This window comes from Marinomonas phycocola (genome assembly GCF_047525455.1).
GTDB lineage: Bacteria > Pseudomonadota > Gammaproteobacteria > Pseudomonadales > Marinomonadaceae > Marinomonas.
Genome location: NZ_JBLIXL010000024.1, coordinates 13,160 through 24,995, shown reverse-complemented (window position 1 = coordinate 24,995; position 11,836 = coordinate 13,160). Strand labels below are relative to the sequence as shown.

General features: G+C 39.3%; 11 protein-coding genes. All 11 read right to left on the bottom strand.

Annotated features, from left to right (window positions below; translation table 11 throughout):
* Window positions 1-46: 46 nt before the first annotated feature.
* The 11 genes from ACMUMJ_RS14400 to ACMUMJ_RS14350 all read right to left on the bottom strand — a co-directional run bounded on the left by ACMUMJ_RS14400 (window position 47) and on the right by ACMUMJ_RS14350 (window position 11,759).
* On the bottom strand, window positions 47-1,219 hold the full coding sequence (locus tag ACMUMJ_RS14400) for an O-succinylhomoserine sulfhydrylase (RefSeq protein ID WP_414679553.1): 1,173 nt from the start codon (window positions 1,217-1,219) through the stop codon (window positions 47-49).
* An 81-nt stretch (window positions 1,220-1,300) separates the two neighbouring features.
* The gene (gene purF, locus ACMUMJ_RS14395) at window positions 1,301-2,809 is read right to left on the bottom strand and encodes an amidophosphoribosyltransferase (RefSeq protein ID WP_414679552.1); all 1,509 of its coding nucleotides are present in this window, start codon (window positions 2,807-2,809) and stop codon (window positions 1,301-1,303) included.
* Window positions 2,810-2,865: 56 nt separating this feature from the next.
* Window positions 2,866-3,399 (bottom strand): CvpA family protein, encoded by a 534-nt coding sequence (locus tag ACMUMJ_RS14390; RefSeq protein WP_414679551.1) that lies wholly within the window; start codon window positions 3,397-3,399, stop codon window positions 2,866-2,868.
* Between the two features lie 65 nt (window positions 3,400-3,464).
* Window positions 3,465-4,055, bottom strand: a complete 591-nt coding sequence (locus ACMUMJ_RS14385) for an SPOR domain-containing protein (protein WP_414679550.1) — start codon at window positions 4,053-4,055, stop codon at window positions 3,465-3,467.
* Between the two features lie 10 nt (window positions 4,056-4,065).
* The gene (gene folC, locus ACMUMJ_RS14380; protein ID WP_414679549.1) at window positions 4,066-5,289 is read right to left on the bottom strand and encodes a bifunctional tetrahydrofolate synthase/dihydrofolate synthase; all 1,224 of its coding nucleotides are present in this window, start codon (window positions 5,287-5,289) and stop codon (window positions 4,066-4,068) included.
* Between the two features lie 4 nt (window positions 5,290-5,293).
* Window positions 5,294-6,157 carry an acetyl-CoA carboxylase, carboxyltransferase subunit beta gene (gene accD, locus ACMUMJ_RS14375; RefSeq protein WP_414679548.1) on the bottom strand — a complete coding sequence of 288 codons (864 nt, stop codon included), beginning with the start codon at window positions 6,155-6,157 and terminating at the stop codon, window positions 5,294-5,296.
* Between the two features lie 35 nt (window positions 6,158-6,192).
* Window positions 6,193-6,999, bottom strand: a complete 807-nt coding sequence (gene trpA / locus ACMUMJ_RS14370; RefSeq protein WP_414679547.1) for a tryptophan synthase subunit alpha — start codon at window positions 6,997-6,999, stop codon at window positions 6,193-6,195.
* 2 nt (window positions 7,000-7,001) lie between these two features.
* Complete coding sequence (trpB, locus tag ACMUMJ_RS14365; RefSeq protein WP_414679546.1) at window positions 7,002-8,213, bottom strand: tryptophan synthase subunit beta; 1,212 nt, start codon at window positions 8,211-8,213, stop codon at window positions 7,002-7,004.
* Window positions 8,206-8,823, bottom strand: a complete 618-nt coding sequence (locus ACMUMJ_RS14360; RefSeq protein ID WP_414679545.1) for a phosphoribosylanthranilate isomerase — start codon at window positions 8,821-8,823, stop codon at window positions 8,206-8,208. Before ACMUMJ_RS14360 ends, trpB begins: the two co-directional genes overlap by 8 nt.
* A complete protein-coding gene (truA, locus tag ACMUMJ_RS14355) occupies window positions 8,807-9,631 on the bottom strand; it encodes a tRNA pseudouridine(38-40) synthase TruA (protein ID WP_414679544.1) in 825 nt (274 codons plus the stop codon). The genes ACMUMJ_RS14360 and truA overlap by 17 nt, the downstream gene beginning before the upstream one ends.
* Complete coding sequence (locus ACMUMJ_RS14350) at window positions 9,624-11,759, bottom strand: motility hub landmark protein FimV (protein WP_414679543.1); 2,136 nt, start codon at window positions 11,757-11,759, stop codon at window positions 9,624-9,626. Before ACMUMJ_RS14350 ends, truA begins: the two co-directional genes overlap by 8 nt.
* Between the last annotated feature and the right edge of the window lie 77 nt (window positions 11,760-11,836).

Here is an 11,836-nt window from a genome sequence, read left to right as displayed (position 1 = left end):
CAATAAGACTGATTAACCACTTTAACCAGTCTTACTATACAAAACATTAAATCGCGTCTAATGCTTTTGCAAGGTCATCAATAATATCTTGCACATCCTCAACACCCACTGATATACGAATTAACCCTTCTACGATCCCCGCCTCGCTCTTTTGCTCGGGAGTTAATCTTCCATGTGTTGTACTAGCAGGATGTGTGACCAATGTTTTAGTATCACCGAAATTTCCTGTAATAGACAACAAACTGGTTCCATCGATAACCTTCCATGCAGTTTCACGCCCCCCAAAAACTTCAAAAGACAATAAGCCACCGAATCCCCTTTGTTGACGCTTTGCTAACTCATGATATTTATGAGATGGTAAGCCACCGTAGTTCACTTTAGATACTTTTGGATGAAGTTCCAACCACTCCGCTAGAGCCTGTGCATTTTCGGAATGAGCCTTCATTCTAAGTGGCAAAGTTTCCAATGCATTTAATAGCACCCAAGCGTTGAATGGACTCATACACGGGCCAGCACTTCGCATAAATGCAGTGAACTCATTAATTATTTTTTGGCTCGATATCAAAGCACCGCCAAGGCAACGGCCTTGACCATCAATAAATTTGGTTGCCGATTGCATAACAATATCAGCGCCTTGAGTCATTGGGTTTTGCAATACAGGTGTCGCCAAAACAGTATCAACACACAGAAGTGCGTTTTTTGCATGCGCAATATCAGCCACACGTTGAACATCAACGACTTCATATAACGGATTAGATGGTGTTTCAAAGTAGCATAATCGAGTATTATCCGTTATTTCTCGCTCCCAAGCCGCATAATCTGTCGCATCAACATAAACAACATCAACGCCGAATTTTTTTGTATAAGTATCAAAGAACTTTACTGTTGACCCAAAAATATTTCTCGAACACACAACCCGATCACCACAGCTCAACAAACTGTACGCCATCGTCATCAATGCTGACATACCTGAGCTAGTCGCAATTGCGGCTTCTGCTTTTTCCAAAACAGCCAATTTTTTTTCAAACAATTCAACCGTAGGATTCGTGAAACGAGAGTACACATTCCCATCCAAATCACCTGAGAATTTACCTGCAGCTTCTTTTGCACTGCTATAGGCAAAACTTGAAGTCATAAAAATAGCTTCACTGTTTTCTTGTTCTTGTGTTTGACGTACACCAGTATGGATGATATTGGTTAATTCTTTATAATCTGACATCAGTAAACTCCTTAGCTGTACCTAAAATGAAAGCGCCCAATTCAATTGGGCGATTTCAATACATAACACCCAAAAACATAACTAGAAAGGTTGCATCATATCACTTGCAGCCAGAGCTTCGACATTAGATTTCTTAGAGTCATTACGTGCTTTCTGTAAATTTTCTAAATATTCCGCATCAATGTTCCCAGTAATGTACTTACCATCAAATACGGATGTATCAAACTCTCTCACGTCAGAATGTTTCTCATCAATACATGCTTCAATTAGGTCATCCAAATTTTGGAAAATCAACTTATCAGCACCGATTAATTTACATATCTCATCCGATTCTCGACCATGAGCTATTAGCTCTTCAACAGCAGGCATATCAATGCCATATACATTGGGGTAGCGAACTTCAGGCGCAGCAGAAGCGATGTAAACTTTTTTCGCTCCAGCTTCTCTTGCCATCTCAATAATCTCTTTACTGGTCGTGCCTCGAACAATGGAATCGTCAACCAATAAAACTACTTTATCTTTAAATTCAAATGGTACGGGATTTAGTTTTTGACGAACGGATTTTTTACGAACTGCTTGCCCTGGCATAATAAACGTTCTGCCAATGTATCTATTTTTAACCAACCCTTCTCTAAAAGGGATATTTAATCTTTGAGCAATCTGAAGTGCCGCAGTACGACTGGTATCTGGAATTGGAATAACAACATCAATGTCATGCTCATTCCATTCTTCTTCAATTTTTTCAGCTAATTTTTCACCCATATTAATGCGCGCTTTATAAACAGAAATACTGTCAATAACTGTATCTGGACGGGCAAAGTAGACATATTCAAATAAGCATGGGCGAGCTACTTTTGCGGGTGCACACTGTTTGAAGTGGATATTGTGATTTACATCAACGAACACCGCTTCACCAGGATTAATATCTCTTTCTACTGTAAAGCCTGCCGCATTTAAAGCGACACTTTCTGAAGCAACCATATATTCATGACCACTCTCAGTTTTTTTAGATCCATAAATTAATGGGCGAATACCATCTGGATCACGGAACGCTAATAATCCATAACCAGTAATCAATGATACGACCGCATATCCACCTTGAATTCGATCATAAACTCGTTCTAAAGAGTTAAATATATCACCTGGAGTCGGTACCAATTTACCCTCTTGATGCAATTCGTGAGCTAAAATATTTAATAGCACTTCTGAATCAGAGGTGGTGTTTATGTGTCTCAGGTCAGATTCAAATATCTCTTGAGCTAGCTGTTTAGTATTAGTCAAATTACCATTATGCGCCAGAGATATTCCATAAGGCGAGTTCACATAAAACGGCTGAGCTTCAGCGGAACTTGACGTCCCAGCTGTTGGGTAACGAGCGTGTCCAATACCAATATTTCCCAGTAGTTTTTTCATATGACGCGTGCGAAAAACTTCACTTACCGCACCATTATCTTTGCGCAAGCATAATTTTCCATGGTAACTTGTTACCATTCCTGCAGCATCCTGACCGCGATGCTGAAGCACGGTGAGTGCATCAAAAATGACTTGATTGACCAATGTAGTGCCAACTACGCCGACGATACCACACATTCTGTTATTCCTCGTGTTTTAGGGGAAAAGCGATTTGAAAATCGATATTCATAATTTTAACTTTGTAAGGCGCGATCAATGAGAGTCGGATCAACTAAATCGGAACTCTTGCCTAACATTTCCTGCGCCCAGTCTTTTAATAAAATTAAATTTGGTGTCAGTTTAGATTCTTGCCAGAATTCATTTTCCGTAATGTGTGGACTTAAACTTAACAATGACACCACTGCTACGATGATTAACGCACCTCTAGCAAAACCAAAAATCATACCTAAAATTCGATCCGTGCTTGAAAGGCCTGTTATTTGTATTAATGAACCAAGTAAATAGCTTATTAAAGCACCGATACAAAGTGTAGAAATAAACAAAATAAGGAAAGAAACAATATATCGAATTTGATCGTTTTGAATTTGATCAATCAAGAGAGATTGCATTTGCGACGAAAACTTTATAGATACAACAAACGCCATACCCCAAGTAATGAGAGATAAAACCTCTTTAACAAACCCCCTTTTAAGGCTAATTAAAGAAGACAACAATATCACAATAAAAATGACCCAATCAAGGGTAGCAATAGAGCTTACAAGTTCCATAAATGCCTCTTATTTAATTGGCGAGGAAGTTTACCAGGTGTCATAAAGATTCAAAATACATCATATTAATTTTCAGAATACTTCACTATTAAGCCATTTAATCGAAACTCTTTTTCAATTTTTTCTCGGTAGGACTCAGCCTTTTCTCTTTTTATTTCAGGGCCTACATAAACCTTATAAAGCGAATTTGTAGTAATGCTATAAGCGGCATATTTTGCTTTTATCAATTTTTTGACTAGGTTGTCTGCATTTGACTTACTTTTAAATGTCGCAATCTGAACCGACCAACGTACACCTTTGTAGGGAGCAGTATTGTTCGTTGTCGGTTTCTGAATGGGAGTAGATGGCGTTGATGCTTTAATAACAACGTGCTCAACTTTATTTGTATTAAGCTGCACCTCGTCGTCATCTTTTTTAACCTTAGATGGAGCTGGAGGCTTGTCTTTTATTTCAACAACTGAATTATCGCCAAGGCTCGTAATCGGCTGTAAGGGGGGTATTTTAACACTCGGTAATGTTGGTGCAGATTCTACTTGGATTTTTACATCCAATTCAGGTGGGCGCTCCCCATCCAGAATTATCGGCAAGACTCCAGCAAATAGAACAACCATTAATGCCACACCAATTAGACGAAATCGTATTGTTTTATCAAGCATTCTCAAGCCTCTAAGAATAAACGTCTAAGTAATCAGCCACTGTATGAAAAGAGCCAAAAACAATCACAGGAACGTGTTTCTCAATAGCCTCTTGTTCAGCAGCAGCAAACGCCTCACTGACCGAATTATAACAGATACCTCGTCCACAGCATTCTGCCAGCAATAAGGATTTCGCTCCTCTTGGTGCACGTAAATCAGCAAAATGCCACGAAGAAAAAGAGTTAGACAAAATATTAATGACACTGTGGAAGTCTTTATCTTCTAACATCCCACATACGGCAATCGGCTGCACCCCCAGCATAGTAATACGCTTTGCAAGCTCTGCGGCTGCTTCAGGGTTATGGGCGACATCAATAATAACATGTGGCGAGTCATTTACCGTTTGAAAACGCCCTATCAAGGTAACACGATTAAACATACTGCTCAGCTTTTCTTGCGTAGGTACAAAGCCAGCAAAAACTAAAACAGCAATAACGGTAGCCGCATTTTCGATGGGTAAATGGGGAAGAATAAGATTGGAAAAAGAAAGACTGTCGCTTTTCCAGGACCAGTGCTTGGAATTTGCATCAAAAAAAAAGTGTTCACCTTTTTGCTTTAAAATGGCACCTATTTTTAAAGCATTTGACTGAATTGTATCAGGTGGATTTACCACACCACTAACTAGCAATGCATTAGGGCGAGCTATCCCAGACTTTTCAATCGCTATTTGATCAAGAGAATCACCTAACCAGTCTATATGATCTAAAGCGATAGACGTCACCACAGCAACATCCGCATCAATCATATTGACAGAATCAAGACGACCACCTAACCCCACTTCGAGCACCCAATGATCCAATTTCGCCTGGTCAAAAATGTAGAATGCAGCAAGTGTATTAAATTCAAAATAGGTAAGTTCAATATCTGAACGGATGCGATCGATAACACTAAAGGCATCACAAATCAAAGAGTCCGATACAGGTTTGCCGTTTATAGCAATTCTTTCATTAAATTTTAAAAAATGAGGAGAGGTAAAAGTACCAACGGTAAATTCATCATGCAACAAATAGTCCGTCAACATAGCACAGGTTGAACCTTTTCCGTTCGTACCCGCAACAGTTAATATTTTACCTTTTGGTCTTTTTATATTTAACTTCTCTAAAACCAAAGAGCAGCGATCTAAGCCAAGTTCAATATTATTAGGATGCTGGCTTTCAATAAATGAAAGCCATTCCTCAAGCGTTTTGCCTGACATTATATTATGCGGCCTTATTTGTAAGCATAGAAAGAATATTATAAAGTCTAGAACGCATCTCATGACGAGGGATAATCATATCCAGTGCGCCCTTATCTAATAAAAATTCACTACGTTGAAAACCTTCAGGAAGTTTTTCTCGCACTGTTTGCTCGATTACACGAGGCCCAGCAAAACCAATCAAAGCATTCGGTTCAGCGACATTTAAATCACCCAGCATAGCAAGTGAAGCTGATACACCTCCAAATACAGGATCAGTCATCGCAGATATATAAGGAATACCTCGCTGTTTCATTTTTTCTAGGCCAGCGCTTGTTTTAGCCATTTGCATCAATGAAATCAGCGCCTCTTGCATTCGAGCACCTCCACTTGCAGCAAAACAAACCAGAGGAATATTCTTTTCAAGGCATACATTCACTGCTTGGATAAAGCGTTCTCCAACAATTGAACCCATTGATCCGCCCATGAAATTAAATTCAAAAGACACCGCCACAATTGGCATGCCATTCAAAGTCCCTTCCATTGCTATCAGAGCATCTTTCTCGCCCGTTGATTTTTGAGCACCAACCAAACGGTCTTTGTAACGTTTTGTATCTTTAAACTTAAGCTTATCTTCTGGCTCTAAGTCCGATGCAATTTCAACTCGACCTTCTTTGTCAAGAAAAATGTCCAAGCGTTTTCTTGCGCTGATACGCATGTGATGCTCACATTTTGGACAAACATCTAAGTTTTTCTCTAACTCGGGGCGATATAGAACAGATTCGCATTTTGGGCATTTTTTCCATAGCCCTTCAGGAACAGATCCACCCACTCGCTTGGATTCACTTCTCATTATGGAAGGGACAAATTTATCTAACCAACTACTCATTCTTTACTCCCAAAAAACCTTATAATTCTTGCTACCTAAGTGTCCATTGCCTGACGCATAGGCAATAATACCTTGCTTAATTCTTCACATATTTGATCATTGGACGCATGTTGATTATCAGCAATACTATTAACTAAGACGCTACCCACAATAACACCATCAGAGCATTGAGCTACTTTTTTCGCTGTTTGAGCATCACGAATACCAAAACCAACACCGATAGGTAAGTCTGTAATCTCTTTCAAAGAATCTACATGCTCTTTGACACTCTCAACATCTAAAGATGCTGTACCAGTTACGCCTTTTACAGAAACATAATACACATAGCCTGAAGCCAGTTCACAAATTGTCTTTGCTCTATCTGGTGTTGTCGTGGGAGACAATAAATAAATCAAATCCAATTCATTTTCTTTGAAGAATTCTACTACATCTGTTGCTTCTTCTGGAGTCAAATCAACCAATAAGACACCATCAACACCAACTTTTTTTGCCGTTTCAGAAAATTCTTTATACCCAAAAAATTCAATTGGGTTTAAATACCCCATTAACACAATAGGTGTAATGCTATCCTGTGATCTAAATTCAGCAACAATATCTAAAACTTTTAGAATACTGGTTCCGGCTGCCAAGCTTCTCTCAGATGCCAACTGGATGACAGGGCCATCAGCCATCGGGTCAGAAAAAGGCATACCTAATTCAATAATATTTGCACCACTCTTAACCAATGAATGCATTATTTGAACTGTATGCCCCGGTGTGGGATCACCAGCAGTTACAAATGGGATTAATGCCTTTTGACCGTTTGCTTTTAAAGTAGAAAAGCATTGATTAATTCGACTCATTACTACACCTCAATCCCATCTAATTCAGCAACTGTAAGAATGTCTTTATCACCACGGCCAGATAAATTAATAACCACTATTTTATCTTGATCCATTGTCGCAGCAAGCTTCATTCCATAAGCAATGGCATGACTGGATTCTAAAGCAGGTAATATTCCTTCCAACCGGGTGAGATCTCTAAAGCCAGCCATTGCTTCATCATCATTTATCGCCACATAATTTGCTCGTCCAACATCTTTTAGCCAAGAGTGCTCAGGACCAACACCAGGGTAATCTAATCCGGCCGAAATGGAATGCGTCCCTATTATTTGTCCATCGTCATCAGCCATAACATAAGTTCTATTACCATGTAAAACGCCAGGGCGTCCCGCAGATAAAGGTGCAGCATGACGACCTGTTTCGACTCCGTCGCCGCCAGCCTCAACACCATACATTGCAACGTCCGTATCAGCAATAAAAGGATGGAACATGCCAATTGCATTCGAGCCACCACCTACGCACGCAACAAGTGCATCAGGTAAACGTCCCTCTTGAGTCATACATTGATCTTTAATTTCACGGCCGATAACTGCTTGAAAATCACGGACTAACATCGGATATGGATGTGGGCCAGCTGCCGTACCAATGATATAAAAAGTATCATCAACATTGCTTACCCAATAACGCATCGCTTCATTTAGTGCATCCTTAAGTGTTTTAGTCCCAGATTCGACTGGAATCACTTCCGCACCCAATAATTTCATCCTGTACACATTTAGAGACTGACGCTTTACATCTTCAGCCCCCATAAACACCTTACACTTTAAGCCTAATCTAGCAGCGACAGTTGCAGAGGCAACGCCATGCTGGCCAGCACCTGTTTCAGCAATGATATTAGGCTTCCCCATGTGCTTCGCTAACAAGGCTTGCCCAATTGTATTATTGATTTTATGAGCACCAGTGTGATTCAAATCTTCTCTTTTTAGATAGATTTTTGCACCGCCAACTTCTTTCGTTAAGCGCTCAGCAAAATATAAAGGAGAAGGACGACCTACATAATGCGCAAGATCATTATCAAATTCCGCTTGAAAAGATTCTTCTTTTGATAATTTTTCATATACTTTCGTTAAATCATCTAATGCTGACATTAATGTTTCTGAGACAAATACGCCACCAAATTGACCAAATCGACCATATTCATCAGGTAAGTCTGTCGAAAATTCTACCTTATCCACACTTCACTCCTAAAATAAATTCTTCTAATTTGATGCTATCTTTAATTCCTTTAGATTGCTCTACACCACCACTAACATCAACAGCATAGATACCTTCTATTGTTAAAGCCTTAGTAATATTACTTGGCGATAACCCGCCAGCTAAAATAAGAGGCATTTTCATATCTTTAGGAATAACGTCCCAATTAAAGGTTTCACCCGTTCCACCTGGGACACCTTCTTTGTACGCATCTAGTAACAATGCAGAAGCGGATGGGTATTCAGTTAATTGAGACAACAGATAGTCTTCGTTTTTAACTCTTAATGCTTTTATGTACGGACGACCAAATTTAAGACAATCCTTTTCTAATTCGTTACCATGAAACTGAATTATCCATCTAGAGTTTCCTTCAATAAGACTTTCAACATCCTGATCTAATGCATCAACAAATAATGCAACAGGAGTAACAAAAGGAGGTAAGTTAGCAACAATTTCATTTGCTTTAATTGGGTCAATATAGCGCGGGCTTTTTTTATAAAAAACAAAACCCAACGCATCAGCGCCTAAAGATGCCGCAGTTAAAGCATCATCCAAGTTGGTGATTCCGCAAATTTTAACTCGATGTGTCATAGTGTTTTTCTTTATGTATAGGTAAAAAGTGAGGCCCCATAGGCACATGAGGCAACCCATACTTTTTAGGGTATTCAGCATGAACAAAATACAAACCATCTGGAGGAGCAGTAACACCTGCAACAGTACGATCTTTCGCGCCTAGTACTTCTTTAGCCCACTCCACAGATCGTTCACTAGCGCCTATAGATATAAGGACTCCAGCAAAATTTCTAATCATATGATGCAAAAACGCGTTCGCCCGAACATCTAAAACAATGTAAGCACCCGCCTTATATACGTCAAAGTTTAATATTGTACGAACTGGGCTATGGGCCTGACAACCAACCGCTCTAAAAGATGTAAAATCATGGGTACCTCGAAAACATTCAGCGGCACGGCTCATTAATTCCACATCCAGTTTTTTATGGGTCCATGTCAATTCTTTTGACATGATGGCAGAACGAATACGAGTACTGTATATCACATATCGATAGCGCCTGCTCAATGCGCTAAAACGTGCGTGAAAATCGTCTTGCACTTCTTTCGCATCAATAACTGCAATATCTTCAGGTAAATTAGAATTAACTCCTAATACCCAAGCTTTAAGCTCTCGCTTAGAATTTGACTCAAAATGCACTACTTGATAACAAGCATGAACACCGGAATCTGTTCGACCTGCACAAACCACCGAAATAGGATGATTAGCAATGATACTTAACGCTTTTTCTAAACAGTCCTGAATCGTTAAAACTCTGCCTTTTTGAGATTGCCAACCTTTATAACTAGAACCTTTATATTCAACAATCAACGCAATTTTTTTACTCACTTGGTGACATCCGATCCATCATATTTTGGGCTTCTGCAATTTGAGTCTCATTACCAGATTCAACAACATCATCCAAAATAACTCTCGCCCCTTCTTCATCACCCATATCCATATAGGCACGAGCTAAATCAAGTTTAGTCGCCACTTCATCACCACTAGCATCAAAGAAATCAAACTCTTCCTCTTCATCTGATTCTTCTACATCTTCAGAGGCTTCATTTTCTCCGAACTCAGGAACGTCCAAATCATCATCACCGTCAAATTCACTGGCAATATCGGTTAGAGCGTCTTCAAAAGCACTCTCTATCGGAGAATCATCAAATTCTTGACTCGTTGTTTCTTCAGGCATATCTATGCCATCAAGACCAGAGTCATCAAGAAGGTTTGATACAAAAGACTCCTCTTCAGAGTTATCTATTTCAGGTAGGGCTGGCTGACTGTCTTCGACTGTTGGAATGCCATCATCAGTAGAATTAGAGTCGGACTCGCTCTCAAAAGTATCATCTAGAGCGACTTGATCATCAATTTCAATTACTTCAGAATCATCTTCATCTTCATCTTCATCTTCATCTTCATCAACTTCAAACTCATCGATTGATGACTCATCATCAGCTAAATCAAGATCATCAAAATCGTCCGCAGAATAAAACTCAAAAGCAAATGGATCCTCTTCTTCAACTTCACTGACCGTTGATTCAGCTACCTTTTCCACTGGATCTTCTTCAACATCATCAGACATAGCATCCATAGTGGCCGCTGTCGCACCAACAGCCATAGTACTCGATGATAAATCGAACTCATTATCTAAAGACTCAAACTGCTCTTGCTTTTTACTGCTTCTTCTCTTTAACAAGAAACCAATTAAGATACCAAGTAACATCATAACCACACCAATAAGAGATACTATGATGGGGTTCTTAAATATTTGATTGACTAACGAACTTTCTTCAATCATTTCAGCTTCACGACGTAACTGATCCGCCTCTAACAATTGATCCACTGTATTTTTCTGTTCTTGTATGATTTGTTGAGCACTGATCATTTGCTTTTGCAATTCAGCTAACTGGGCATCTTTTAAACTTATCAGTTCTTCCAAAGTCTCTTGTTGCTCACTAAGTTCTTTTAATTTACTTTCTAGATCGCTTTTTTCTCGTTTTTCTTTATCAAGTAGCTCTTTACTCTCAGAAAGCTTACCTTCTAAGTTTTTAATTATTTCGGAATTGTTTTCATTTGAATTAGACGAATCTTCAGGTAAAACACTGGAACCCGAAACTAAGGACAATTTATCCCCTTCATTCGCTTTTTGCTTTGTTTGAGCGTTGGAGTTTGCTTGCGTATTTAACTGAGCCTTACCTAAACTCTTAGGTATCTTTCCTTCTCTTTTTAATGCCTCCCAAGCTAAGTTCTGTCGTTCAAATTCTTCTTTTGAAGCAAGGCGGTTAAATACTGCGATTTGATCTTGAGTTGGCAACCTCAAGATCGACCCTTCTTTCAACAAATTAATATTATTAGAATGAAAAGCATCTTCATTTAAGGCCTGTATAGCCATCATGGTTTGGTAGATTGTTAAATCGCTAGATGGCGCATTTTTATCAGCAATACTCCATAGAGTATTTCCACGTATAACACGCAGTTCATTGCCATCCACAGAAGTAATAGCAGGTGTTGATGTGGGCCTAAATGATACAGAAGATGACTGTGCGGATTGCACGACGCCTTCCCCACTTTTCTCTATAAAAGCCGCACTACTTAATGGTGTTTGATACTCACGTACTACTTGCCCGCTTGGCCATCTAGCAGCAAGAACAAAATGCAACTCCGATGCGTTCAGGGGCTCTGCACTGCGAATATCAACGACCAGCCTATTATCACGATTAATAACTTGAAACTTAAGCTGAGATAGCGCTCTAATAGGTGTGATACCAGCCAATCTAAATTCGCTTTCACTACCCAACCGAATAGAGACATCTTTTGCTGTAAAGTTAGCTGTATCTGTTAAAAAAACTTCTGCACGGAAAGGTTCGCTTCGTGAAGATTTAAGAGATAACTCACCTAATTCAAGCGCAAAAGCAGAAGATCCGAACAAATAACCGGACACAGCTAAACTAATGAGCGTTTTCTTTAGCATAAGTTTCCCTTTTCTTTTAATTTACTGAATGATTCAAGCATTAAGTATCTTACACAGTCTATGATTTATCAATAGCT

What these genes read in the sequence shown, in the direction of transcription:
- ACMUMJ_RS14400 (WP_414679553.1), bottom strand. Translation starts at nt 1,219, where the DNA reads ATGTCAGATTATAAAGAATTAACCAATATCATCCATACTGGTGTACGT.
- ACMUMJ_RS14390 (WP_414679551.1), bottom strand. Translation starts at nt 3,399, where the DNA reads ATGGAACTTGTAAGCTCTATTGCTACCCTTGATTGGGTCATTTTTATT.
- accD (WP_414679548.1), bottom strand. Translation starts at nt 6,157, where the DNA reads ATGAGTAGTTGGTTAGATAAATTTGTCCCTTCCATAATGAGAAGTGAA.
- folC (WP_414679549.1), bottom strand. Translation starts at nt 5,289, where the DNA reads ATGTCAGGCAAAACGCTTGAGGAATGGCTTTCATTTATTGAAAGCCAG.
- ACMUMJ_RS14350 (WP_414679543.1), bottom strand. Translation starts at nt 11,759, where the DNA reads ATGCTAAAGAAAACGCTCATTAGTTTAGCTGTGTCCGGTTATTTGTTC.
- ACMUMJ_RS14360 (WP_414679545.1), bottom strand. Translation starts at nt 8,823, where the DNA reads ATGACACATCGAGTTAAAATTTGCGGAATCACCAACTTGGATGATGCT.
- purF (WP_414679552.1), bottom strand. Translation starts at nt 2,809, where the DNA reads ATGTGTGGTATCGTCGGCGTAGTTGGCACTACATTGGTCAATCAAGTC.
- ACMUMJ_RS14385 (WP_414679550.1), bottom strand. Translation starts at nt 4,055, where the DNA reads ATGCTTGATAAAACAATACGATTTCGTCTAATTGGTGTGGCATTAATG.
- trpA (WP_414679547.1), bottom strand. Translation starts at nt 6,999, where the DNA reads ATGAGTCGAATTAATCAATGCTTTTCTACTTTAAAAGCAAACGGTCAA.